Origin of the sequence: Streptomyces sp. PU-14G, from assembly GCF_041028275.1 — a bacterium.
In the GTDB taxonomy this organism is placed as follows: domain Bacteria; phylum Actinomycetota; class Actinomycetes; order Streptomycetales; family Streptomycetaceae; genus Streptomyces.
In genome coordinates, this window is sequence record NZ_JASKYT010000055.1 from 1 (window position 1) to 24,704 (window position 24,704).

The window sequence follows — 24,704 nt, forward strand, 5'->3', positions numbered from 1 at the left end:
GGCAGGTGGGAGGGGCCAGGTACGTCCGCTGCCGGGTACGGGCCGTGAGAGTCCGCTTCAGCCTCGTACGGTGCGATACGCCCATCGGAAACGGGAGGCCGCACCGACAACCGGTCGGTCGGGTAGTTCGGACGCCCGGGCGAACCGTCCTGTTGGGACACCGCTCATCTCCCCCTCCGGTCGCTGCGGTTGCCCTGTCATGCCCTCGCTGCGGTCGGCCCTCGGTACACGCCCTAACTGTCGCGAGTGTACAAGGACAACAGGCGACGGCTGACGGTTTGCGGACGCGTGGGCTTGCCCATTGCGTACTTGACGAGCATCTCCTCGAGAATGGCTGTCAGGTTAGTGCCCTCGACCTCGGCCCTTGCGTGCGCCATGGCCAGGTAACGGGGCGGGAACCTGTTGACCACTGGAATTTTCCGGTCGCTCTCGGCAGGAAGTTCTGTCGGGACCTCCGCGCGCTTGGCGCCTTCCCGCTTCGGCGCCTGCCTCAGTTCGTTCCGCCTCCGGCGGCGCAGCACCCCCAGCGCTTCATCCTCAGTCACCGGGCCGCGACCTCGTGACCATTGAAGGGGCTCCCACTCGCCCGGCAGCGCGGAGGTGTCGTTCATTGCTTCGGAGGGGGAGACCGGAACTGCCTTGGTGCTCACCATCCGGCGACGCTGAGTACGTTCAGGAGAAGGGCTGTCCAAGGAGCTCATGCGAAATTTCTCCAGATCTCTTCTCCGACGACCCGACCCGGGAGGATCGCAGTAAAGGCCGGGCGATCTGCTACGTATAGACGTTACCTCACAAGGGCCGGGGCAGCGCACACAAGCCCGCTACATCGCACTGAGGACTTTCACGATTCCGAACAGGGTCTCTCGCTCGAAGGGTTCACTGAGCAGCTTGTCCTCAGCGTCCGCCTCGTCGAGATCCATGTCGAGGCAGATACCCAGTAGACACCAGCCCTCACGCGTTGCCTTGCGCCACCCAGCCGCCGCAGGAGGCGATAATGTCCTGAATAGCCAGGGATATCCCGCCAGCTCTACCGCCAACCCATCGGGTAGCACACGGAGTGTAAGTAACGGTACGTCCGCCACTTCGGTGGGCGTACCGCTTGCGCCGAGGGCCGTCAGGCCCCACACCTCGGACAGGTACTCCGCGTCGGAGCGGAAGGCAGGACCGTCGTGCGCGCCCCATGACTCCATCGCGGCATCGTGGGTGAGGAACAGCGAACCAGGAAGCGAGAGCAGGACCACAGGGCAGGCACTGTCGTCTGCGAGCTCCCAGCCAGGTATGTACGCGTTCCATTCGTCTTCCCTGACCTCCAACAACAGACCGTCGATCGTCCGACCGAGCGCGCGATAACTGTGCTCCGCCATGACACTCCCCCTTGTATCGTCGGCGCACACAACCGTTCGGACTGGCGGCTGGGGCGTCGGGCAACTACCGGTACGGCCAGCGGCATTGGCCTGCGGCGGCGGTGCCGGTGACTCCATCATGACAACGGCGCCGGAGCACAGAGTCACTGGGCTGCCACATCCGTGTCACGACTACGAGGAGCACTGACGCTCGTCCCAGATCAATACGTACCGCTCCGCCGCAGCAGCCTCAGTCGGCGCCCGGCCCGCCGTAGTGAGTCACCCGCCCCCGGCACGCGGGACCACAGGAGCGTCACCGCCTCACCTATGCGCAGCGCCTCCCGCTGATCGGAGACATACGTCCAGCAGACGTGCGCGTTGGCCGCATTGCGCCGCACTTGGCTGCTCGGGGCGCCGGCCTTGCGCATCCACGCCTCTGCTATGTGCAGGTAAAGGTCAGCGGCCCGGGGCCAGTCCTGTGCAAGCGCTGCGATGTGGGCGCGTACAGCACGCGCCTGCAGCACATGCGGGTGCGCCTCGCCGTAGAGCCCAACCACAGTGCTCTCCAGATCCATGGCCATACTGGCTGCCGCCTCGATCTGCCCCGCTTCTCCAGCAGCGCTGATTCGCCGCAGACGGTCTCGCACCGGCTCGGGGGCTTCCGGCTCCTGCACCGCGAGCCCGTCGTTCCCCTCGTTCGACCACGACGCTCCCTCCGTATCCTCGCGAGGCCGGGCGAGCGTCAGCGCGGGAGGCGCGACGGAACCGTGTGCAGATTCCGGCAGCGGCATCGCAGCGATGTCCCGGCCCGGATCCTCGTCGACGTGACCGTCAGGATGGATGATCAGTGGCCAGACGGCACCGTCCGGCTCGAACGCCACGGCACGCACGGGCACACCCTGCTCGCTCACGATGCGCAGCGCGATCACCATCGCCGCCGCGCGTATGCCGGTGATGTCCGTGTCCCCATCCACGGGGACCGGCACACCGCCCACGCTGGCACCGCCGTCAGGGTGGATCACGATGGTCAGCAGAGGAGGCTGCCGCCCGATTGCCGCTTCCGTTTCGGCGTTCACTGGTGTTCCCCTCACACAAGTTCGACTCGTTCACACGCGCCAGACTCAGCAACTGTGCGGGCGTGGGCCGGCGGCCTCATAGTTGCGGCATGCGGAGGATCTGCATCGTCTCACCGGCATCTGGCAGCGGCGCATCGCCCATACACATGTACTGAGCGTGCTTCGAACCCCCCGTTCGAGCGTGCTCTAGGGAGGTTACTCGCGGTCTCTGTCGCCGCGTCCCGGCCTGGGGCCCGGGGTCCCGGCGCGGCGCCTCCAGGCACGGAATCTCCGGATGGTGCGCCGTCCGCGCTCCGCACCGCGAGCCCATATCACGAGGCCGCCGGTGATCAGTGAGCCCAGCAGCCCCGCCCGGCCACCGAACACGGTGTAGACGAGAAGACCTCCCGCCGAAGAGACGAGGAACGTCCAGGTGATTGTCCGCCAACGCGCGGTACGCGGCCGGTAGAGGTAGACAGCGACAAGAGTGCAAACCAGGAGCCCGGCAGAGGCAACCAGCGCTTGGTAGTAGTACAGCCGCCAGTCCGCCATCAAGAACGCTTGTTCACGAATGAGCGCAATCCAGGACACCGTGGCCAGCGCGACCTTCACATGGGAGACAGGCCCGTGGGGGGAGGAGGGTTGGCTGCCCTTGCCCGTAACTGCCCGTGCCCCGGACAGTCTCCCCCACGCGCCACTGACCGCCTTCTTGGCCGTCTCAGAGGCCCCCGATGGTCGCGATCCCTGCCCCGAAGAGGCACCTGGGCTCCCACGGCCGGTCTGGTCGGCTGTGGCCCCTTCAGGCCGCCAGCGCGAATCGGCCTTGTCACCCGCTCCCGCGCCGGCCTGTTTCCCGCTGCTCCTGCGCGAGTCCGACCCCTGCCCCGGCCCTCTCTTCTTGGCCCGGGCCATCCTCGCTGCCTCCTTGCCCGCCACACCAGAGCGCGGGCGTCCATGTGCGCTCATCCGGCCTCCCCCGTCATACCAGCCTGGCCGAGGTCACCAACCACTGGTCGTCCTTGGACTTCATTTTGAGGGTCATCGTCCAGCGTGCCGCGTCGTCCGACCCCTCGGCGTCTCTCCCCAACTGATCGGCCAGCACCATACGTACCGTCGCCCGACCTGCCGAGGAGTCGACCTTTTCACTGTTGGCAACCGTGACAGAGGAGGTGTCTCCGTCCTCAGCCTTCCCGCGGTAATCCTTGGCGTCCTTCTTGATCTGTCCCGCAATGTCGTCACGGGCAGCAGGAGCCAGCTTCGGCAAGGTGGCAGCGAATCGTGCGGGGTCGTCCTCCCCCGGTTCATAGCTGAAGTAGGCCAGCGCAAACGCCTCGGCCACCTCTTCGGCCGAGGAATCCGCGGTCAGTGACTGGCCGATCAGCATTGCCGCTGGACGGGGCACGAAAAGTGGGCTGGTAGGCCGGTCGCTCTCCTCAACCTCCGAGGGAGCCTTCTTCTTTTGCGACGAGGACGGGCTCGACGCAGAGAGGGCGTTGAGGACGAAGCCCAGGATGACGGCGAGCACGGCGAGCTGCGCAGCGATGCGGGCGCGATGTGTCATATCCGTCCTCCGTTGTCACGCAGCTGGTCCGCTGCGGACTGCACCCGGCGGACTGCCTCTCTGACGTCGGGGAACGTCTCCTTCGCATCGGACACCGTGTGACGCAGGTCGTTCAGGGCTGTGGACACGACAGTACCGACGGGCACCTGCTCAGCCATCTGCTCGACCCGCACCAGGTACTCCATGCGCTGCCGGGCCGAGGCCTCCGTCGGGAGCGGGTTGGCCGTCAGCTCCTGTGCCATCTGCTGTACCTGTACGTGCGTCACCGCGCCGGATTGCATACCAACAGCGTCGATCCGATCGGGCACCCCGTACCGCCGGACTGCTTCGGCGGCGGTCTCCCGCGCCGCCCCGGTATTCGCATAGCCGGACGCTTGCTGCATCGCCAGCACCCGGAGCGCGACAGCTGCGTCGTGGCTGCGGTCGATCTGCGCAGCGTCACCGCCGTACATTCCCAGCACGGAATCGAGATTGTCCGCCGCCTGTTCGTGCGAGGAGAGGCCCTGTTGCGCGAGCATCTCGCTGCCCGATCTCACCGCCCGCACGCGCCGCATGTCATCGACCGTGCCGATTCGGTTGCGCTCATGGCGGGGATCATCACGATGCCACGCACCAGTACGAGGATCTCGGAGGCTGTCGAAATGCTGGCGCTCCAGCTGTTCGGCCTCGACGTCCAGGCCGCTGTCGCGTAGCCCGCTGACGTATTCCTTCGCCGCGTCGTGCGCCTTGGCCTGCGTCCTTTCTCTCCGCTGCTGAGCCATCCCACGCCGAGCGGGCTCACTGCGTCGGACCGCCTCGTTGCTCTCTCGTTCCTCCCTGCGGGCCTCCCCGTCCTCGTACGACTTCCGGCCGAGACCTCTGCTACCCCTGAGCCGGTCGAAGGGAGTGTCGATGTTCTTGAAGAATCCGGCACCCGCCGCCTTGGCGCCCTGGGCCACCGACAGGCTCTGCCCCGAGGCGGCGGCGGCCGAAGCCGCGCCGCTTACAGACATCGCGGCCGAGGCCCCACCTGTGGCCACTGCCATACCTGCTTGTGCACCCAGTGCCGCTGTCTGCTTCGCCAGGTTCGCACCGACACCGACCACGGCGTCGCCAGCGCTCTTGTCCCCCATGGCCATGCCGGACAGGGCGCGCAGGGTGGGTCTCGCATAGACGCCGAACATGGCGGTCATCAGTGCGCAGGTGAGGATCTTGAGCACCCAGTTTTGCGCCCCACCTGGGGCCAGGATGATCGTGTCCATGTACGTAATGATCACAAGACCGAGGCTCCAGCCGACCTGCCGGAACAGGTTGGCAAGCACCAACTCGCCAAGCTTGATCGCGGCGACCCGGGACGGGCCCGGGAAGATGCCCAGCATCAAATAGAGCGGCGCGAAGACCATCAGCACGAACAGACCGAGCTTCGCGGCCAGCAGCATGGCGCAGACGAAGTACACCGAAACGTTGATGATCACGCCGCCCATGACGCTCATGCCGGCGGCGGACATCCGAGCCATGAAGTCTTCGCCACCCGCGACCGCCATCATGGGGCGGTCCTCCGGCTTGACCTGCATCTCGTCATCGGAGAACCAGCCGGTGTCTTTACCGCCCCAGCAGATACGGAAGTTCTTGTCCTCCTGCTCGTGGCAGATGTCGTTACCCCAGAGCTTCAGGTAAGGCACCGTCTCGTCGAAGTTCTCGTCCCACAGGAGACTTCCGGACTTGGAGTCTCCACCGACCTCATCCCCGTTACCGTTCCAGTGGGTGATATTGGATATAACCTTTTGGCCGTCCTCGTCGACTTTGCCATGCTCGTCCACACCCACGAACTGGGCGTTCAGCATCTGGTCGCCCCATTTACTCGCGGCTTCCTGCGAGTTACCGACTTGCCCGTACAGCCAGGGCTGGTAGACGAGCGGCACCCAAAGCGCGTCCTGAACGCACGCGGCTGGACCCACGTCCCCGCCTATCTTGCCGTCGGCGCAGATCCTCGTGCTCTCCTCGCTGCCCTCCGTCGGCAGCTTGGCAAGCGACTGGAATCCGGTGGCGGTGACCTCACCGACGATGCTGTTCACCTTGCTACCCAGCGCGGTTGGATTAGCGGCGAACCAGAAGAACAATCCCGTGATCAGTCCCATCCAGCCGACGCCCTTGAGTACGGCGGTGAGCCTGCCGTTGGGACCCCAGTTCTTGAGGCCCAGGTAGACGGCACCCAGCACACCCACCAGGCCAAGAAAGGTGCCGGCGACATCGGACATGGCCTTGGCGACATTCCCGATGGGTTTGTTCAGGAACGCGAAGGGGTCAGCACCAAACGACCAGCCGATGAGCGCCATCGTGAAGGCCGCGAACGTCTTCGAGACGTCAAAGATCATATTCGGGATGAAGTTGGTGTACCGGCTTAGTTCGAAGCAGCCTGGCCGTTCGCCGAAGACGTGCCAGGACAACCCCGCCAAGCCGTAACGGTGATAGCTGGCCTTGGGGCCGTCGTAGCCTTCATCCGCGCTGGGAATATAGGTGGCCTTCTCCTCCTTGCTGACCAAGGAGTCACCCTTGTTGGTCCCGAAAAACGCCTCGATCCCTTTGCCCCGGTACTCCGGCGCGGGGACGTTGACGGGCCCGCACATGTGCGTGATGTCATCCAGGCCTGCCTGAGCCGGAGTTGCTGTCACGAACCACACAGAGAAGGCAGCTACCAAGGTGAGTAGCCCTAGGCCCATGCGCCGCAACACCCGGCGCACGCGGGCGGTCCGCTGCTCCTGGGCGCTTCGGCGACGCGAAGGGCCTCCGACATCACGAAAGGATGTCAGCTTGGTGCGGACTGGGGCTGTCGAAGCGGTGGCCATCCAGATCCTCAGCTCATAGGGCCCTGCAACGGTGTGTATATACACTACTCACGTTAGCACGGCGGTGACGCCCAATTACATTGTCAGCCAGTAACGTTGGTACTGAGTCGGTGACAGCCCACCGCAGCCCGGAGTCGGTGGCAGGCACGGAGGCGCACAGAAAGGGCCGGGACAGCGATGGACATGTCGCAGCGCGCACGCAATGAACCCTCCATCCACCAGGCCGCGTTGGCCAACTTGCGCCGTGGCGGCCGCCGGACAGCCATGTTCTTCGGCGTCCTCTTCCTCGTCATCGCGCTGTTCACGGGCGCCTCCATGCTGTTGGCCAGCCAGACCGTGCCCACTCCCCCGTCCCCCCAGGCAGCACCCGAAGGCGGCACGAGCGGCGGCCCGGGCGCGAGCAGCGCAGGGCAAGAGCCCAGTAGGACTCGGGATCAAGCACTGGACGACACAGCCGGTGCTTGGCGCAAGCAGCTCGTTGCGTTTCTCAACTCGGCTACAGAGCCGACCAAATATGACCCCGGCCGCTGGTTCCCTGGAAGCGCCGCCCCCCACGACACACTCAGGTACACACCCCTGAACCCCGACGACCCCGGCAAGCGTCACAAGGACGGCACTGCCCAGGTGTCTCACACAGATATGTCCGACTCCGACGTGAAAGCCGTCCTCCACGCCGTCTCACGGGCCGGCTCTGTCCTCCCGACCAGCATCAGCCCCGTCAGCACTTCGGGGACCAACAGGGGCTGGACGATGTTCTTCTCGGTCACCACAAAAGACGGCAAACACCTCAAGGGCCAGGCCGACGGCTACAGTCACCCGCAGAATGGCACAGTCATCGAGCGTTTCACTTACCAGAAGTGACCCGGCCCGCTCCGGGGCGGCCATCCTCCACGCGAGAGGCGGTGGCCACCGGTTGAACGCCGCCTCTAGGATGTGGCCGCATGCGCAAGGGCGTATAGACACCAATTCGGGCGAACGGAGAGTCCGCATGGCAAGGGTGCGTATGGGCGGCCTCATGGTCTTGGCCGGGACCCTGGCCCTGACCGGCTGCGGGGAAGACAGCGGGGCCGGCAGCCCCGCGGACACGGACAAACCACCCTCTGTGAGCAAGCCGACAGCCCCGTACCACGATGCACCGTTTCGCCTCCAGGTCGTGAATCTGCTCGAGGCGGCCGCCACTCCTAAGGATCACACCTACCGCAACTGGCTCCGTGACGATCCTGGTTTTCTCAATACCTTCATCTACACCCCTAGCAGCTCCGACCCTGCCTGGAAGGACCGGAACAGCGAGGGGGAGGTCACGGCCTACCCCGGCAAAATGTCCACGGCGGAGAAGCGAAGCATGTTCGCCTCTCTCACCCGTGGCGGCACCATCGACCCCCATTCCCTGAAGGTCGCCGAGGTGTACTCGAAACCGGACGGCCGGACGGATGTCTACGACTTCACCTTCAAAATCGCCACCAAAGGCGGCAAGACAGTAAAAGGCAGAGCTCGGGGCGGTGACGGCCTGGATCCGAAGAAGGGCCAGATCTCCCGGATCACCTACGCCTCCCCCTGACCCTCCGGAATGTGGCGCTGACCGCTCACCTCGCCTGCCACGCGCCGGCGCGCGTGCCACTCTCCGAACTGAGATGGGTGCGGCAGGGCTTCACACCTCACCGTGATCCGGGCTTCACACCCGAGGAGCGGTTTCCGGCGCAGAGGTCGACTGCCAGTCGCCTTCGGCGATGCGCTCCTCCGCCCGTTCCTCCGCTGCGGCCTCGTCTAGGTCCACCTTCTTCTTCTTGTCTTTCACGTCGATCTGCTGGCGGGCACGGGCCGCCTCGTCCCCGAAAATCTCGGAGATGATGCGGGTCATCTTTTCCGGGTCCTTCTCCGGGTTGGTGTCGAAAATACCCAGCACGAAGTCATAGATGAACTCAATCTTGACTCTGGCGAGCTTTCCGGTGCGGTCCTTGAAGACGCAGACGCCTTTCTGGCCGCCGGCCAGCGACAAGATGGTTCCGACGTTGCTTCCGTTGGGCTCGATGCCCAGGAACTCGCAGGTCTTGATGGCCTCTTCCTTTGATGATGTCGCAAAGGCCCACACGCCCGTGACGAAACTCGAGTCGAAGTCGCCGGCCGACTGCGAAATGAGCCGCAAGAAAGTGTTGCGTGAACGCCCAAGACGTTTGATCCGGTCCACCAGAGTCCGCGCCCGGGGGTTATCCTTACTGGTGTGCCACTCGTCCCAGGTGATTGCCTTGGGAATGGACGTATCAAGGTTGGCCAGAATATTCCAGGTGTTGTCCGCCATCAGGCCAGCGATGACGTCGGACAGCAGCTCACGCTCGGACATCATTTCCAACGACTTGCCCGGGTCCGGCATTTGCAGTCCGAGCGTACAAAAAATGACCGTGTAGCCCACAGGGATACGGAAGGGCTGCGGGGCTCGGCCGAAGACGAGCTGCCCCAACTTTGTCCTGGAGACCTCACGGAAGCGTCGGCCGGGCGGGCCGGAGAACTGCCGGCAGCGCTCCTGGTTAATGTTCTGCGGGGAGGGCGGTAGTTTTTCCCAGCTCTCCAGAATCTCCACGACCCGCATCAGGTACGTCGTTCCGTTACCCTCCGCCATCGCGGCACCAACGGCTTGCCGGATAACATCACCGAAGTCGCTGCCGCTCTGTCCGGCCAGCAGGTCAGGCACCAGCCTCAGCAGCGTCTCTCGCATAAGCTGCGCGGCCTCGTCGGGAGTCTCCGCCTGCGATGCCGGATCGAGCATGCCCGGGTCGGCGTCGTAGACGTTCACGCAAATGATCTTGTCTTGGTTCAGGCCCAGTTGCTGTGCGTACTTCTTGAGCACAAGGTAGTCACCCTTGGGGTCCCACACCACCTGAGTGATACCGCGCAAGGCATCCTCCCAGACCGGCTTCAGACCACGACTGACCGTCTTGCCGCCACCAGGGTCGCCGGGCACGCCCTCCGTCGGCGCCACCTGCGACTGGGTCGCATACAGCATGTGGTCCACGAACACTGGCTCGGCGCGCTTGCCGCCCGGGCCCAGGGTGAAGCCCTGGTACAAACCCTCGCCGTCTCCCACCGAAGGCGAGATGTGCGGCATGCCGGAGGCGAAGTAGTCCAAGGGGACCCTGCGAATGTAGTCGGTGTCCGACGGACGGCCGCCGGGCAGCGACTCGTAGAAGAAGAAGTGCTGATGACTCGGCGGAGCATCCACGGTATACCCGCCTTCGCGCATGACGCGGACGAAGTCACGTGCTCGCTCCCGCAAATCGTCCTTATCGGTCGCCGAAATCCCGTAAAGCACGCGCATTCGCATAAACGGCGTCCGGTGCTGGTCGACCATGTACTTCATCTGCTTCGCCAGCTCACGCTTCTGGTGATAGGTCAGGTCCGTGGCGACGCCGGCCTCCTCGTCGTTGTAGAACTGTTCCTCCACCATTCGCAACGCCTTGTCGGCATCTTTACGGGTGTCTGAGAGCTCCTGGATCTCGAAGCCGACGGACTGCACCACGGGGAAGGGCAGCGCCTCTGGCTGGTGCATCCACAGGGTGCCGGGAAAGCTGATCTGTTCAGGCCCTACCGAGAGCGCGAACCAAAGTTGGTATGAGGTGCCCGTCACCGTCTCGTGCCGCAACGTCTTGTACTGATACTTGCCGACCTTGCCCAGCGGCTCCTTGGTGACCTCGCCGCCGCACAACGCCTGCAACTCCCCCGGCCCATACCGTAGGGGCGACGACGCCGAGGGATCAGGAGCCGGAAGCCCCGGGTGGGTCAGGTGGAGGAGCAGCAACTCGGCCTCCTGCCGACCGACTGGCCGGCAGCCGAGTGCGGACCCGCCCATCGTCGTGCGAATGTCGTTGGCGGCGTCGCGCCAGACCCGGACCTCTTCCAGTGCCGGCATCTCGTCATCGAGGTCCAGCGGCTTCTTCACCTGGTTCCAAAACCGCTGCACCCTTCCCCAGGCACCGTCGTACGAGGCTCGATCCCCCAGCCTGATGATGAGGTACACGCGCTTGAGCGGCCAAGCTGAGGCATTGAGCTGCTCCTTGGTGTCGGCGAGCATAGTGCGCCAGCCGGGCCCGGGAATGCCCTGCAAGTGAGTCCGTTCGTCGAGTCGCTGCGCCCACGCGTCCGCGTGGAAAGGGAACTCGGTGGTCACCAGCCTCGTCTGATGCGCGGCACCACGGGGGAGGCCAGACAGCGAAGAGAACACCTGTGCCAACACCGCCCGTTTGTCGAGCAGGCTCATGAGGTCCCATCCCCTGGTGGGGATACTCATGACCGTGTAGGCGCCCTCGGCATCCAGCAGGATCACGTCGTCGAGATACCGGTAGCCGATGCGGGACGGTGCCTGGTAGCCGTCCGGCAGCAGGCGAGAGACCACAGCCTTCACTTCAAGACCTCCGTGTGCTCATCACGTACTCTTCCGCCGGCTCTTGTTCAAGCGCAACGGTCGCAGCCCCTGCCTTGATCATCGACACCGCGTCGTCGGCCGTCTCCACAACCTCGGGTTCCGATTCACGGAGAGTGCCTGGCCCAGCGACGGGCCGAGAGCCGGCCTCACCGGAGGCCTGCGGTCCGGCGAGCCCGTTGGGCAGCGGCTCTTGGGGAGCCAGGGAAGGCAGTAGATCCGGCCGGGGACGCCATACGATGACGCGGTAGGACTGCTGGCCGCGCAACCGCTTGCAGGGGACCCCCTTGCGGTGCACGGGATCGTCCAGCCAGTCCCTCACGAGGCCGCGGAGGAGCCCGAACAGGGCCAGGTTGTATCGCACAGGGCGTCGGGACATCGCGACCGCGACCACGGGAGGGACGAAGAGGATGAACAGATAGGGAATGCCTACGGGCATGCCCAGCCCCACGAGGTGCACCACAAACCTGATGGGTGGCGCCAAGAGCACAGTGTAGGCCAGCACCCACCCGACGAGGCTGATGCCGAAAATCTTGATGTCGTCGACGAAAAGCCCTTCTTTGAGCGGCACATGGGCCTTGCCGATTTTGCGGAGAGCTCTTTTGACTTTGAACGCCTCAGTGTAGTCGTGCAGCTTCACTGGCTCGTCGTCCATCACCGCCTCCTCCTCCGGTAAGAGTTCCGCCGGCGTTCTCCGTCTACAGAGGTGCGGTCACCGTACGCGACCGCACCTCCCCGTCACTCGGACAGGATCGGGTTCCAGACGTTGCGCTCAATGAAGCCGCCAACCGTCTCCAAGGTGCCGGTCGGGTTGCCGACAATCATGAAGGTGAAGCCCCCGATGAGAACGATCGTGCCGACGACCATCCAGCGACGCTGCTTCTCGGTGAAGAATGCCGCCACCACAGCGAAAATCACCGTGGCAGCCAGAATCGCCTGCCCGATGGTTTGAGCGGTGCCGGTGATGTCATCGGCGGCGGCGATGTTGATCTGTGCCCCAGTAGAGGCAAGTTGTACGACGTTGCTGACCAAGACGAGTTCCCCCATTCTTTGTGAGCCCACTCCGGGCCCTCGTTGCTTGCTGCGTGGACGCTCCCATCCTCCCGGCGCCCCCTCCGGAGGATGCTCGATTGGAGCTGCGGCCACCCGCTGATATCTGTATATACGTTCCCGGCCACTGATGGTGCATCAATTATGGGGCTGTTGCACGCCCGTCGCGGAACCGTCGGTATGCGGCGCGGAGCTGGAACCGTCTTCGTACATATCGCCGGTCCCCGTGGAGGGTTCGGCTTCTGGGACCTGCTCCCCGCCCACGTTCTCGGCACCCACGACGGGCACTGGGTCGGAGGCGAAGTACCACTGGCCGTCCTTCTTCGCGACCTGCACCTGGTATTGCGACTCCTGCGTGGCCTCTCCGTCGACGCTGGTGAGCGTCACGTCGAAGATCACGGTCCGGCGATCGGGGCTTTCCCCCTTCTCCGGCTCAGGCACCACCACCGTGTCGATCTTCGGGCTGGTGTCCTCCCCCTCTCCGGCGTACGCGCCCCCGAGTCCGAAGGACGTGGTCCCCGGCAGCAGGTAGCGCTTGAGGTTGTCGGTGTCGCTCTGAACCCACGCCGCCATGAACGGGGCGAGCAGTTCCTTCTGGAACATCGATGCCAGCCCCTCATCGTTCTTGAGCGTCTTCCGTGGCGGCGGTGGGGTGGTCAGGCCGGCGCATGGAGTGTAAACGGGGGCGGCGGACAGGCCGAAAGCTGTGCTGTCACCGCGCTCTACCGCGTACACCGGGACGGAAACGCAGCGCCAAGATCCGTCCTGGATCTGCACAGTGGACCGCACGACGGCACGGTTGTCCGACAGGACTTTCACATCCGCACCCATCACCATGTCGAGCACCGCCTGTTTACCCTGCCCGTTCCAACCAAGCTGACTGTCCAAGCCGTTGATGGCGTACGGCTTCAGCGCCTGAAGGCGCTTGTCCGACTTGTCACCGTCGTACGTGGCGAACGCCTTGACCAGCGGTGCCGCCCACATCACCGCGTCGCCCTCGGGAAACACCGTTTTGGCGGGTTTCGTCGCCTTCCGCACCAAGCCCTCAACCTCGCCCTGGTCCGCCTTGCCATTGAGACCGACGGAGAGGTAGAGCAACACCATTACCGCTACAAGACCTAGAAGACGACGAACGAGAATGCCCCGGCGCGGCCCCGCCCACATCTGGCTCGCGGGCACCGCCCCTTTGTCGGTGCTTGAGTTGCGAGCAGACTTTGCGAAAGGATTTCGGAACCACCCATTGCCGCTAGTGCTCTCTACCGGCGTCTGCTCGCGCGCCTTGGCGGGCTTCTTATCCCGCTTCTTCTCGTCTTTCTGGCCGCGACTTGTCTCCAGTCGATGCTCTGCCCCCTGCGCGTGGCCCATCCCTTGATGCTGCCCGAACTGTGACGCCTGTGGCTCCTGGTGGGGCCGGGCGCTCCTGTGCGGAGCAGCCGACACCCACGGGTTCGCCTGTGTCGTGCTCGGCCGCTGCTTCTTCTTCAGGCGGTTGCGGAACCAGCCACTCTTTTCCTCCTGTGGCTGCCGTGCGATCAGCATGTCCTCGGTGAGCTCCGGACGCCGCTGCCCAGGCAAGGGGTCGTACGGGGACCGGTCGCCAGAGCTGTTCGGCGGCGGAGTGTTGCCATAGGGCGGAGTCGTCACGATTCCCCTTCTGCTGCCACCACACGCCGATACAAACGGCGTCGGCCGGGTGCGGCCTGGAGGCGACAGACTTCCCCCGGGTGTATAGACACTCAGAGTGTACCGGTGGCCTCAATGCCCCGGTGGAACGGCCGTGTTGTGGTTCGGCATCCGAGACGTCACAACGGCTAAGGCTCGCTGGTAGGCCCTACCCCTCCAGCAGAGTGAGGTGGATGCGACTCGCGGAGTTCTTCGGCGCGAGCCCGCGGGTCGTCACTGCGCCTCGCATCGGTCACCGGCATGCGAGTTCTCAACGTCAGCTTATGTCAACAGCTCACGGTCGAAATGAGCTGTTTCCGAGCCTTCGGTTGATTTAGGTGTTGCGGGCGGCCCTTTTCGGCGGCGGGTGCGTTGTACGAGCCGCTTCACTCGGGCAACTGCGCTGGCCCCGTGGCCTTCTGGGTGCGAAGCGCGCTGAGAAGCTGAAATCGGGTTTCTACAGCGCTGTGGGGCGGCTCGCCACCGCCCTGGGCGCGGCGGCGACCTTCGGCGCGACTACAAACACGACGATGCCCGGAGGCTCCTTCGCTTCAGCGACCCATCACGCCAAGGAGTGCGATGACTGGCACCTGCGGGCGCTCCCATGGAACTGGTGAACTTTCCAGGGGGGTTTGGGTGGCCTGTGCTCGCGGTGGCCGCCAGGCCACGGAACTGCGCGAACGGATTCGGACTAACGTCCTGGCATGACCACTACGCGAACGGAAGCCTCGTGGGCCGTCCTGGAGAAGGCCGCTGCTGCGGCTGACCTGCGGATCCATGGCGCCGAAGTCATTCGCCTCTCGGAGAATGACCTGTGGCGTCTCCCCGATGATGTCGTGGCCCGAGTCGCTCGGGCCGGCCAAGAGCAGGCCGCTGCACGAGAGGTCGCCGTAACGCGATGGCTCGCCAAGGAAGGGGTGCCCGCCGTCCGGCCGCTGGATGTCGACCAGCCTGTGTTGGCACTGGGACGGCCGACGACGTTCTGGGAGGAACTTCCGCCCCACCGCTCCGGCTCAGGGGCCGATCTCGCCCCGCTCCTAAGACGGCTCCACGACCTCCCCCCGCCCGGCGACCTCCCCCTCGACGTCATGGACCCGTTTGTACGTCTCGAAGACCGCCTGCTCAGCGCTCGCATCCTCCCAGAGGACGACCGTAGGTGGCTCCTGGACCTCCTTGCTGATCTCCGTGCCGAATGGGCACAGCTCCCCTCGGGGCGACAGAAGAGTGTCATCCACGGAGACGCGTGGGCAGGCAACTGTGCTGTGACCAGCCAAGGGGAGGCGTACCTTCTCGACTTCGAACGCACAGCTCTCGGTCACCCGGAATGGGACCTCACCTCGACTGCGGTCGGCGTCGACACGCTGGGCAACCTCTCTCACGATGCCTACGAGGGCCACTGCTCCGCGTACGGCTACGACGTGAGGACCTGGGAGGGGTACCCGACCATGCGGGCCATCCGCGAGCTGCGCATGACGTCCTTCGCCTTCCAGGCAGCCGACGAGCGTCCCGAGATTCGCGAGCAGGCGATGTATCGCCTCTCGTGTCTTCGCGGCCGAGGCGGGCCACGCCCCTGGGGGTGGCAGTCCCTGGGATGACCGGCGTAGGGCCTGCGCCGTTTCTTCGAATCGTTGCGCCGTACGGGTTCCCTCCCTTTCAAACCCAACCGGCTCGCCAACCTGATCGCCGTGGAGGACGCGAGTAGCGGCTCGCGAGGGCCTGCTGCGCGATTATCGCTCCATCATCTGACGGAGCGCGGCGACCATCGCCGTTCCGTCGGCTCGCGCTGGGCCGAGGTTCCTCCTGATCTGTGCGCTCTGGCGCATCACGAAGGCTCGCTGGTCATCGGAAAGGTGGTCTAGAACTGTGCGTCGGGGGCTCAGACGTCGCGTCTGAGGGAGTCGTCCCAACACGGGCATCCCGTGCCGGGCCAGTTCGAAGTCGACGGCGTTGTCGAAGCAGTCCGATCCGTCCTTTTCGCGGGCGCACTGGAGCAGCAGACCGGTCATGGGGACGTCGGCGTAGGGGAGCCTCGACACCCGACTGTGCAGCCATGCCATGGCGGATTCGGCGGGTGAGAGGTCGACGGTGTGGCGCTCCAGTCCCCCGGCTCGCACCGTGGTGGTCTTGGTCGACTTCGGGAAGTTCCCGCCTGCGACGACGAGATGGTCATCGGCCAAAGGGGAGATGTCGTACGCAGGAGTGCCCGCCCACGGGCGCTTGACCATGATGATGTGGTCGAAGTGCGACCGGGCTGTGTTGATCTCCGCCTTGAGCTGGTCATTGAGGGGGTCGAACTTGCCTGTGAACATCGCGCCGGTCCCGCCCGTCAGGCGGGAGCGCCGCCAGGAAATCTTTCCGCTTCGGTCCTCGTCCCGCAGCACCATCGTGAGTTTCCCCTGAAGCGCCCAGGCTGCTGCGAGCTGCTCAGCGGCATCCTCCAGGCCCCACTCATCTGACTCGGCACTGATCAGTTGCAGCACGTGGGCCCCTGGGCCTTCGCCGAGGCTAGGGGCGCCCGTCTGACGTTCGTAAAGGACATCCAAGGCGACCCGGGCACGGGTGTGTCGCCGAGCAGCGAAAGTACCTTCGCCCACCGTCGTACGGATGGTGAGCCGCTCCGAGTCGAAGGTCTGGACACATTGCTCGTGGTCACAGTGATGCGTACTGATGTCGGCGCTCAGCCCGGGGCCTGCCACTGGGTCGGTGAGAACTGCGGCGACCGCGTCGTCGTGCAGATCGCTACCAGGCGGCAGCAGCCGTTCCACGGTCCAGGCCAGCCCGTTTCCCTCGGCCTGCGATTGACCGGTGATCGTCACAGTACCGTCGCCGTTCAGGCGCTCCCACATGTGCAGGCGACGCAGCACGGCGCTGGCCAGGTACGGGCTGGCAACGTGTAGGTCCGTACGACGACCAGAAGCAGGCCGGTTCGCCGACCGCGCCGCGCGCCTCCTTCCTCCTGGAATCCGCGGCGGATCGTGGGGAACGTCCATGGCCCACATCGGTACATGGCGGCGGGCCTCCACTGCTGCTTGGTGCGCGGTCAGAACTGAGGTCAGGTCACAGGTCGCCCGAGGCCCAACCAGCATGACTCTCCCGGAACCGGTCCTTCCAAGGACCAGTTCGATGCCCCCGCGCCTCGCTGCAGCGCGTAGGTCGGCTACCCCGTGTCGTGACTTGCGCCCATCCCGATACGGCAACAACGGCAGCACTGCGCTGGCAAGCTCAGCCGACTCCAGCCGCAGGACGAGCCGGTCAGCGAAGGGAATGATCTCGCTGATCCCCAAGGGGTGTCGGCCCTGCCCCTTGCTCAAGACCTGCAGTAGGTAGGACTCAAGCCGCTGCTGGGCGCTGTTCCCAGCCGCTGGTACCGGCGCGGACCAGTCCCTTAGCTCCCGTAGCCGCCGACGCGCGCCTTTCAGGGTCTCGCCTGTGTACTGGCGACGGACACTGACGATGAGCTGATCGGTGTACATCACGCACTCCCTTCTGGCTGCCCCGACCCCCGGCAGAAAGCGCGTGAAGAACAACGAAGAACGGCTGGCGTGGATTCTGAGCGAGGAAGGGTTGTCCGTCGGCGCCAGGGTCGGTTCACAGCGCCCGGAACTGGCCGCCTCGCACGGCCAGGTGACAGCAGGGAACCCCAACAGGCGGTGCCGCAGCAAGCTGCTGCGTGTGGGATCGGCAGAATTCATCCAGCCGGGCGACGGGAGACGCGCCCACGCTCACAGCCGATGGTTACCGGCTGGCATCGACTGGGCCGTCGAACGCGCGTTCCCCAGCCGGAGCACCTTGACCGGATACTCATCTCGCTTGGCCAACTGATAGCCGGTTCTCCTGCCGATCGTGAGTGCCCAGTTCGCCGTGTCCAGTTCCACCGCCACAGGGAGAGCCAGCACTCTCGCGTCATCCCACGAGGGTCACTCGTTGCCACGATGTTCTCCGACCGACATGAGGTGCAACCTCGAGAGGACGTGTAGCACGAATGTTGCGGCGACCCATTTCTCTGGCAAATTGCACTCCTGACAACGAACGACTGGTCACCGGCCTTCACGGCGCGGGTAGCCGAGCACAGAGGCACGGCCCGTAAGACCGCCGGCCTCACTATGGTGGGGGCCGCCGACGCGTGCGACCGGCTCGGCCTGCCAGTGCCGATGACAACGATCACGAACCTGGAGATCGGACGCCGCACCGAGTTCCTCGTCCTAGCGGAGGCCTACGGCGTGCGTACCACCGATCACGCTGCTGTTCCTCTCGGGCACGAAGGCCACCGTCGCCGTGCTTCCGCGACATGCGATGCTCACCTGAGATGCGGTGGCCTGGTCCACCGGCGGGCACAGCAGGAGTCGCCGTTGCTCTCCTCGACAGCGCTGCAGCTCTGGCAACTCGGGGCCCGCGCTGCCCTCTGCACAAGCTCTGCGCCCATGCGCTCCCCTTGGACGAGGCGGCACGAGGACACGGGTCTGTCATGCAGCCCGATGCCGCCCAGAACACGAAAAAGCCCAGGTCACGCGGTGTGCGACCTGGGCTTCCAGCGAGCCGCCTAAGGGAATCGAACCCTTGACCTACGCATTACGAGTCCACTCGGGATCATGCCACCCTCTTCCACGCCGTCGCATGGCATCCCGGTTTAGCAGATCAGAGCACATGGTGCAGTCCCACCGCTCATGCCCGGTGATGCACCGTCCAAAGGCGTCCGCGCTCCCCCAGTCGCCTCCGGTGACGCTACGGCCCCGGACAGCGACCGCAGCTGCCGGGCTCAAGCGATGTTGTCAGTTTCGGACAACCACCAGCAAGGGCGTGGTGTCGCCTACGACGCCCCGCTGAAAGCGCCTGAGCGGCGTACTCCTGAACTGTCAGGAGCCTCATCACCAGGCTGGCCGGTCTCGGTCTCGAAGCTGGGGCCGCGGTACTCCGGATGGTTCGATCAACGGCACCGGCCACATTGGAGCGGTACGGGATGGCGGGTGCGCACGTCCCAAGCGAGCGGCTGATGACACAGCGCCGCAGTCAGAGCAGCAAGATCCTTCGCCTTGAACTCGCCAGACTGGTCCACGGTGATCTGGGTCGCGATGAATCTGTGCCATTCCTTGCGCAGCAGTTTCTCCTCCGGGTCTTCAGGGATCGTGAAGCGGGTGTACGTGCTGCCGTTGATACCGGTCTGTCCGAAGCCGTCGTAGCTACGCGACTTCCGGGCGGTGCCAGCTGGTCAGTCCTGGTGGCTGTTGTCCGTTCGTGCAGCCAGTCGTCGGGGGCTTGTGGACGCGCCGGATCGCCCCGCCCCCGAGCATCGGCGCGGTCGACCGGGGCGGGACTTCGCCATACGACGTCGTCCGCCTGCTCCGGGGCCCCATGATGGAGTGCCGCCAGGTGGACGCCGTCGATGGCGTCGAACTAGCCGGTGAGACTACCCGCGGCGCCGCCGACGCCGCCCGGCAGAACGGTTCGAGGGGGGGGGAAGGGCGATGTCGGTGATCCGCTCAGTCGTTGTCATGCCCTTGAGCCTGCTGCGATCCGGCCCGCGACACCTGGACCCACGGGCGGAACCGGGGGTGTGGATCACCTGGCCTCCCGGCTCCACCCTGCGCGCGTCCGGCTCGTTCGCTGTCTCAGGTGGTCTTCAGCATGCCTCCGTCGACGCGCAGGTCGGCGCCCATGATGTTGCTGGCGTGGGGGGAGGCAAGATAGGCGACCAATGCGGCCACCTCGGCGGGTTCGGTGAAGCGTCCCGTGGTGATTCCCACCGCGCCGGGCACCTGCTTGAGGAATTCCTCCAGCGGCACCTGGCCGAGCGATTCGGCCAGCCTTTCCCCGAAGCCGCCGGGTGCCTCCCAGATGCCGGTGCGCGTCGGGCCGGGCGAGACGGTGTTCACCCGCACCCCGCGGGGCCCGAATTCCTCGGCGAGCGCCTTGCCGAGCGCTGTCAGCGCGGCTTTGGCGATGTTGTAGGACACCGGGCTGCCGGGCGAGCGCGCACCGGCCGAGGAGATGTTGACGACGGAACCCGCCGGACTGGCCAGCAGCAGCGGGAGAGCGGCGCGCGTGGTGCGTACGGCGCTCATCAGGTTCAGCTCCCACGCCCGCGCCCACGCGTCGTCGGTCTCGGCCTGGAATCCCTCCACCGTGAAGTCGCCGGCGTCCCCGCCTCCCGCGTTGTTGACCAGGAGATCGAGCGCCTCCGTTTCCGACGTGACCGTCTCCATGACGCGTCTCGGCCCCTCGGCGGTGGCCAGGTCCGCGGGGAGGAAGCGCGCGCCGGAGGCGGTGAGCTCCGGCGACGGGTTGCGTGCGGACCCGTACACGACCATCCCTTCGGCGAGCAGCGCGCGCGTCACCGCCAGGCCGATGCCCCGGCTGGCGCCCGTCACGAGCGCCACCTTTCCCGCGAGACCCAACTCCACGGGTCGCCTCCTTGTCGTCGTCGGTCGTCATCGCTGTGCCCGGCCCCGCCCGGACCGTCCCTGTCGTCGTGCTTCCGTCGCACCGGTCAGGTGATGGCCTGGGGGAAGCGGAAGAACCCTTCCGGGTCGTAGCGGCGCCGGACGGCCGAGAGGCGGGTGTAGTTGTCGCCGTAGTACGCGCGGCGCCAGTTGGGCAGCCGGGGGTCGATGAAGTTCTGGTAGGCGTGGCGGGACGACCATGGCCACAACCGTTGCCAGGAGGCGTCCACCCAGCGGCGGGCACGGCGGCGCTCCTCCCGCGAGGTCGACGTGTCCAGGGCGTAGGTGACGCCGAGGCTGAAGGCCGACGAGCGGTGCACGTAGGCGGTGGCGGCCGGATGGACCTGGGCCGTGGCCCCACCCATCGCCATCAAGTTCATCTCCCGGGTCTCGTGCTGTGCGCACTCGCCGTCGCGGAAGGCGTCCACGACGTGCCGCAGGCCGGTGCGGGGGACGGAGTGCCTGAAGAGCGCGCCGCGCGTGCCGGACGGGCCGAAGCGTGGGATGCGGCCGTCGGGGGACTGGCCGGTCACCCGGCACTCGCGCGGGGCGAACTCCTCGCAGCCGAACCAGCTCATCATCGCGGCGCGGTAGGGCTGTTCGCGGACCTGTGAGTCCTCCGGGGCCACGCCGACGGTGTCGACGAGGCGTTCCAGCACCTGGTCCAGGCCCCCGCGGGAGCCCGTCCATGACCCGTACACCTCCAGCGCGGGCCGGCCCTGGACGGCGCCGCGCCGGAGGGTGACGAGCGGGGTCATCGTGTTCGGGGCGCTGGGTGCCCAGTGCTGCCAGGCGTCCAGGACCTGGACGGCCCGGCCGAGGGGCCAGGCCAGCGAGTAGCTGAACATGTGCGGGGTCACTCGGACCGGGCGGAAGGTGAAGGAGGTGACGATGCCGAAGTTCCCGCCCCCGCCGCCTCGCAGGGCCCAGAACAGATCCGGGTGGTGATGGGCGTCGCAACGGATGGAGGTGCCGTCGGCCAGGGTGAGCTGGACCGCGTCGAGCCGGTCGATGGTCAGGCCGTGCGCACGGGATTCCAGGCCGAACCCGCCCCCGAGCGTGAGCCCGCCCATGCCCACTGTGGGACACCAGCCGCTGGGCACCGTCAGCCCGTGGGGCAGCAGCCCTTCGTGCAGGTCGATCACCCGGGCGCCGGGCCCGATCCGCGCGAGCCCTTCCTCGACGGCCACCCGATGCAGCCGCGAGGTGTCGATCACCATACCGTCGGTGGTCGAATATCCACCGAAGCTGTGACGGCCGCTGCGTGGCACGCAGTGGATGCCGTGGTGCCGGGCGAACAGTATCGACTCGCGCACGTCCTCGGGACGCGCGCACATCACGACGGCGCGGGGGCGGACCCGGTCGAACTGTTGGGAGAAGAGGACCCGGGCGTCCTCGTAGTACTCGTGGCCGGGCAGCAGGACGTCGCCGTCCAGGCCCGCGCGGAGGGCGCTCCAGTCCGGTGCCGTGGTGGCGGCCGGGAGTGTGTATCCGCCGACGGCGGTGGCGGCCGTGACGGCTCCGCCCGCGGCGAGGAAGGACCGGCGCTTCATGACGCATCCCTTCTCGGAACGGACATCGGGGGCGGCAGTGGTGTGGACAGCGGCGGCCGCCAACCCCCGGGAGGCTTCTCCCGGGGGTCCTTCGCGGGGGAGCCTCCAGCAGACCAACTCCTGGCCGGTGCTGTCCAACAAGACCTGCGCGCCCTCCGACAAGCCGCCGTTGTCGTCTCCGCGCCGGTCATGACCTGGTCACCGGCTCTGCCTCGACGAGGGAGAACGGCGCGAGAGCCGGCGGCGACAGCACCCGGGTGGTCCGGAAGCCGGTGCCCGTCAACAGCTCTTCCAGATCTGCCGCGCTGCGCTCCCTGCCGCCCATGTTGACCAGCACGTACAGGTCGCTGAGGTAGGCGAGGGGGTGGGCGTCCGCGGTGACGCGGCCGGGTAGCAGCACTTCGATGACGAGCAGCCGACCGTGCGGCGGGATGACCTTGCGGCAGGAGCCGAGGATCTCCCGGCACCGGGCGTCGTTCCAGTCGTGCAGGATGCTCTTCAGCACGTACACGTCCCCGCCCTCGGGCACGCTCGTGAAGAAGTCCCCGGTCTCCACCCGGCAGCGTTCGGTGAGGCCGGCGGCGCGCAGGGTGGCGGGGGCGTCCCGGCCGCCGGAGGGGGAGTCGAAGAGGACGCCGCGCGCCTGCGGATGCGCGGCGAGCACGCTCGCCAGCAGCGAGCCGTCGGCTCCGCCGACGTCCACGACGGTTCCGTGGGCCGGGAAGTCGTACTCCCGGGCCAGCGCGGTGCTCAGCGTACGGGTCGCTTCCCGCATGGAACCGGTGAACGTCTCGGCCAGGTCGGGGTGCTGGGACAGGTGGCTGAAGAAGTCGGTGCCGAAGACCTGGTCGAAGGCGGGCTCGCCGGTTCGGATGCTGTGCTCCAGCTTCTTCCAGGCGTCCCGGAAGACACCGGAGCCCTGGCGGACGAAGGCGTGCAGCGAGTCGGGGACGTCGGGACGCAGCCGGTTGCCCGCCGGGGTGAGGATGAAGCGGCCCGGGTCCGGCTCTTCGGCCAGGCCGAGGACGGCGAAGGCCCGCAGGAAGCGCAGCATCGTCACCGGGTCGGTACGGGTGGCCATCGCCATCTCCTCCGCCGTGCCGCCCTTGCCCCCTAGGTGTTCGGGGAGGCCCAGCCGGACGGCCAGGTCCACGATGTCGCTGGACATGTAGCCCCAGACGAGGCTGAGAATCCGCTCCTGCGAGGCGAAGTTCTCGGCGTGTCCGGCGGCTTCCGGTCCGGTCGTGTCCTGCTCTCGTGCCGGGAATTCGGCCATGGTGCGGTCCTTTCCACTCAGGGGGCGCTCAGGCCCACCGGCCACTCACGTTGCTCATGTCGCTCAGGGGCGGCTCGTCAGGCACCACGTGCGGGGGCCGTCGGGCAGCGAAACCTCTGCCTCCACGGTGAAGCCGAGCCGCTTGTAGAATGGAAGGTTGCGCTCGTCAGAGGTCTCCAGGTAGGCGGGCACCCCGGCCTCGCGGGCGGCCTCGACGCCCGGCCGGACCACGGCGCTGCCAAGCCCTTGGCCCTGCCGTCCGGGCGTCACCCCGACGGTGGCCAGGAACCAGACCGGTTCGGTGGGCCGGTGCGGCCGCAGCAGGCGCTCCATCTCCTCGTGCGCCGCCAGCCGACTCCCGGCCAGCTCGGCCAGCCGGGGACCGATCTCGGCGAACGCCGCCTCGGTGCCGCGGCTTTCGGGCATGGTCCATACCGCGACGGCATCGCCGTCGTCGGCCACCCACACCCGCCCGACGCCCAACCCGATCCGCGTGAGGAAGAGCTCTTGGAGCTCGAAGACGCGCTCCTGGTGCCGTTCGGGGTCGACGGTGTGCCGGGTGGCCGGGTAGTTCGCGAACGCGGCGCCGAGGGTGCGCGCGGCGTGGGGTGCGTCGCTGCGGACGGCGGGTCGGACCACGGGCACGTACGCGTTCATGGGGCACTGCTCCTCTGGGGTTCGAGCGTGGGCTGGGGCGGGGGTCCCGGCTCGTCGGGCGGGCGCAGGATGCGCAGCGCGCTGGCGTGCAGCCGGGAGTTGGCGGACAGGGCGCCGATGCCGTGCTGGGGATCGGCGCCGCGCAGGTCGCTGCACACCCCGCCGGCCTCCTCGACCAGGACCTTCAATGCGGCGATGTCCCAGGCGCCGACCACGGGTTCGGCGGCGATGTCGATCGTTCCCTCGGCGACCATGCAGTGCTGCAGGAAGTCCCCGAAGCCGCGGTCCTCCCAGCAGGCGTCGACGAGTCGGAGATACGCCTCGCGGGAGTGGAACGTACGCCAGGTGTGCGCGCGGGTGGTGGAGACATAGGCGTCGGCCAGCTCGTCGACCGCGGAGACCCGCAGCCGCTCGGGGGCCGTGTCGTCGGGGCCGCGGCGCAGCCAGGCACCGTGTCCGGCCGCCGCCCACCAGCGGCTGTGCAGGGCGGGCGCGCTGACCACGCCCAGGACCGGGCGGCCGTCCTGGAGCAGTGCGATCAGCGTGGCCCAGGCCGGCACGCCCCGCAGGAAGTTCTTGGTGCCGTCGATGGGGTCGATGAGCCAGCTCCGCCCGGAGCCGACGCTGCCGCCGGTCTCCTCCCCGGCGAAGGAGTCCTCGGGGCGGCAGCGGGCGAGCGTCCGGCGCAGGGCGGTCTCGACGGCCGTGTCCGCGTCGGTGACCGGTGTCCGGTCGGGTTTGCTGCGCACCCGCAGATCACGCGAGCGGTACCGGCCGCAGGCGATGCGGTCGGCGATGTCGCCGAGCTGGAGGGCGAGTTCGAGGTCGGGGGGCTGTGGCATCGGGCCTCACTGCACGGGTTGAGGAACGGGAG

Annotated in this window: 18 protein-coding genes and 1 pseudogene; 3 read left to right on the plus strand and 16 right to left on the minus strand. The window is 66.7% G+C overall.

Translation table 11 applies throughout. The features are described from left to right. Positions 1 to 233: 233 nt before the first annotated feature. From AB8Z75_RS09630 to AB8Z75_RS09650, 5 genes are all read right to left on the minus strand, one after another. Positions 234 to 653: a hypothetical protein gene (locus tag AB8Z75_RS09630; protein ID WP_369201011.1), complete on the minus strand. Its 420-nt coding sequence runs from the start codon at positions 651 to 653 to the stop codon at positions 234 to 236. A gap of 168 nt (positions 654 to 821) precedes the next feature. Then, positions 822 to 1,364 (minus strand): hypothetical protein, encoded by a 543-nt coding sequence (locus AB8Z75_RS09635; protein ID WP_369201012.1) that lies wholly within the window; start codon positions 1,362 to 1,364, stop codon positions 822 to 824. 200 nt (positions 1,365 to 1,564) lie between these two features. Next, complete coding sequence (locus AB8Z75_RS09640) at positions 1,565 to 2,419, minus strand: hypothetical protein (RefSeq protein WP_369201013.1); 855 nt, start codon at positions 2,417 to 2,419, stop codon at positions 1,565 to 1,567. Positions 2,420 to 3,377: 958 nt separating this feature from the next. Beyond that, positions 3,378 to 3,959, minus strand: a complete 582-nt coding sequence (locus AB8Z75_RS09645) for a hypothetical protein (RefSeq protein ID WP_369201014.1) — start codon at positions 3,957 to 3,959, stop codon at positions 3,378 to 3,380. Then, positions 3,956 to 6,610, minus strand: a complete 2,655-nt coding sequence (locus AB8Z75_RS09650; RefSeq protein WP_369201015.1) for a hypothetical protein — start codon at positions 6,608 to 6,610, stop codon at positions 3,956 to 3,958. The genes AB8Z75_RS09645 and AB8Z75_RS09650 overlap by 4 nt, the downstream gene beginning before the upstream one ends. Positions 6,611 to 6,961: 351 nt before the next feature. Here AB8Z75_RS09650 and AB8Z75_RS09655 point away from each other — a divergent pair, with 351 nt between their 5' ends. Then, positions 6,962 to 7,645 carry a hypothetical protein gene (locus AB8Z75_RS09655; RefSeq protein WP_369201016.1) on the plus strand — a complete coding sequence of 228 codons (684 nt, stop codon included), beginning with the start codon at positions 6,962 to 6,964 and terminating at the stop codon, positions 7,643 to 7,645. A gap of 127 nt (positions 7,646 to 7,772) precedes the next feature. Next, a complete protein-coding gene (locus tag AB8Z75_RS09660) occupies positions 7,773 to 8,342 on the plus strand; it encodes a hypothetical protein (protein ID WP_369201017.1) in 570 nt (189 codons plus the stop codon). 114 nt (positions 8,343 to 8,456) lie between these two features. Here AB8Z75_RS09660 and AB8Z75_RS09665 read toward each other — a convergent pair whose 3' ends face one another. The 4 genes from AB8Z75_RS09665 to AB8Z75_RS09680 form a co-directional block, all read right to left on the minus strand. Beyond that, a complete protein-coding gene (locus tag AB8Z75_RS09665) occupies positions 8,457 to 11,177 on the minus strand; it encodes an ATP-binding protein (protein WP_369201018.1) in 2,721 nt (906 codons plus the stop codon). Position 11,178: 1 nt separating this feature from the next. Then, positions 11,179 to 11,850: a hypothetical protein gene (locus AB8Z75_RS09670; RefSeq protein WP_369201019.1), complete on the minus strand. Its 672-nt coding sequence runs from the start codon at positions 11,848 to 11,850 to the stop codon at positions 11,179 to 11,181. Positions 11,851 to 11,933: 83 nt separating this feature from the next. Then, positions 11,934 to 12,227: a TcpD family membrane protein gene (locus AB8Z75_RS09675; protein ID WP_369201020.1), complete on the minus strand. Its 294-nt coding sequence runs from the start codon at positions 12,225 to 12,227 to the stop codon at positions 11,934 to 11,936. Between the two features lie 156 nt (positions 12,228 to 12,383). Beyond that, positions 12,384 to 13,889 (minus strand): conjugal transfer protein, encoded by a 1,506-nt coding sequence (locus AB8Z75_RS09680; RefSeq protein ID WP_369201021.1) that lies wholly within the window; start codon positions 13,887 to 13,889, stop codon positions 12,384 to 12,386. Between the two features lie 722 nt (positions 13,890 to 14,611). Between AB8Z75_RS09680 and AB8Z75_RS09685 the strand changes: the two genes are divergently transcribed. Then, a complete protein-coding gene (locus AB8Z75_RS09685) occupies positions 14,612 to 15,502 on the plus strand; it encodes a phosphotransferase family protein (protein WP_369201022.1) in 891 nt (296 codons plus the stop codon). 132 nt (positions 15,503 to 15,634) lie between these two features. Here AB8Z75_RS09685 and AB8Z75_RS09690 read toward each other — a convergent pair whose 3' ends face one another. The 7 genes and pseudogenes from AB8Z75_RS09690 to hisN form a co-directional block, all read right to left on the minus strand. Continuing rightward, on the minus strand, positions 15,635 to 17,380 hold the full coding sequence (locus AB8Z75_RS09690) for a hypothetical protein (protein WP_369201023.1): 1,746 nt from the start codon (positions 17,378 to 17,380) through the stop codon (positions 15,635 to 15,637). A 1,451-nt stretch (positions 17,381 to 18,831) separates the two neighbouring features. Continuing rightward, positions 18,832 to 19,095 (minus strand): annotated as a pseudogene (locus AB8Z75_RS09695) (RNaseH domain-containing protein); the annotation flags it as partial. Positions 19,096 to 19,513: 418 nt separating this feature from the next. Then, a complete protein-coding gene (locus AB8Z75_RS09700; protein ID WP_369201024.1) occupies positions 19,514 to 20,305 on the minus strand; it encodes an SDR family NAD(P)-dependent oxidoreductase in 792 nt (263 codons plus the stop codon). A gap of 86 nt (positions 20,306 to 20,391) precedes the next feature. After that, complete coding sequence (locus tag AB8Z75_RS09705) at positions 20,392 to 21,897, minus strand: FAD-binding oxidoreductase (protein ID WP_369201025.1); 1,506 nt, start codon at positions 21,895 to 21,897, stop codon at positions 20,392 to 20,394. Positions 21,898 to 22,084: 187 nt separating this feature from the next. Further along, on the minus strand, positions 22,085 to 23,173 hold the full coding sequence (locus AB8Z75_RS09710) for a methyltransferase (RefSeq protein ID WP_369201026.1): 1,089 nt from the start codon (positions 23,171 to 23,173) through the stop codon (positions 22,085 to 22,087). Positions 23,174 to 23,236: 63 nt separating this feature from the next. Beyond that, the gene (locus tag AB8Z75_RS09715; protein WP_369201027.1) at positions 23,237 to 23,830 is read right to left on the minus strand and encodes a GNAT family N-acetyltransferase; all 594 of its coding nucleotides are present in this window, start codon (positions 23,828 to 23,830) and stop codon (positions 23,237 to 23,239) included. Next, on the minus strand, positions 23,827 to 24,672 hold the full coding sequence (hisN, locus tag AB8Z75_RS09720) for a histidinol-phosphatase (RefSeq protein WP_369201028.1): 846 nt from the start codon (positions 24,670 to 24,672) through the stop codon (positions 23,827 to 23,829). The genes AB8Z75_RS09715 and hisN overlap by 4 nt, the downstream gene beginning before the upstream one ends. Positions 24,673 to 24,704 lie beyond the last annotated feature (32 nt).

Excerpts from the sequence above, each read along its gene's own strand:
- AB8Z75_RS09630 (WP_369201011.1), bottom strand. The coding sequence starts at position 653 with ATGGTGAGCACCAAGGCAGTTCCGGTCTCCCCCTCCGAAGCAATGAAC.
- AB8Z75_RS09635 (WP_369201012.1), bottom strand. The coding sequence starts at position 1,364 with ATGGCGGAGCACAGTTATCGCGCGCTCGGTCGGACGATCGACGGTCTG.
- AB8Z75_RS09645 (WP_369201014.1), bottom strand. The coding sequence starts at position 3,959 with ATGACACATCGCGCCCGCATCGCTGCGCAGCTCGCCGTGCTCGCCGTC.
- AB8Z75_RS09655 (WP_369201016.1), top strand. The coding sequence starts at position 6,962 with ATGGACATGTCGCAGCGCGCACGCAATGAACCCTCCATCCACCAGGCC.
- AB8Z75_RS09660 (WP_369201017.1), top strand. The coding sequence starts at position 7,773 with ATGGCAAGGGTGCGTATGGGCGGCCTCATGGTCTTGGCCGGGACCCTG.
- AB8Z75_RS09670 (WP_369201019.1), bottom strand. The coding sequence starts at position 11,850 with ATGGACGACGAGCCAGTGAAGCTGCACGACTACACTGAGGCGTTCAAA.
- AB8Z75_RS09685 (WP_369201022.1), top strand. The coding sequence starts at position 14,612 with ATGACCACTACGCGAACGGAAGCCTCGTGGGCCGTCCTGGAGAAGGCC.
- AB8Z75_RS09690 (WP_369201023.1), bottom strand. The coding sequence starts at position 17,380 with ATGTACACCGATCAGCTCATCGTCAGTGTCCGTCGCCAGTACACAGGC.
- AB8Z75_RS09705 (WP_369201025.1), bottom strand. The coding sequence starts at position 21,897 with ATGAAGCGCCGGTCCTTCCTCGCCGCGGGCGGAGCCGTCACGGCCGCC.
- AB8Z75_RS09710 (WP_369201026.1), bottom strand. The coding sequence starts at position 23,173 with ATGGCCGAATTCCCGGCACGAGAGCAGGACACGACCGGACCGGAAGCC.
- AB8Z75_RS09715 (WP_369201027.1), bottom strand. The coding sequence starts at position 23,830 with ATGAACGCGTACGTGCCCGTGGTCCGACCCGCCGTCCGCAGCGACGCA.
- hisN (WP_369201028.1), bottom strand. The coding sequence starts at position 24,672 with ATGCCACAGCCCCCCGACCTCGAACTCGCCCTCCAGCTCGGCGACATC.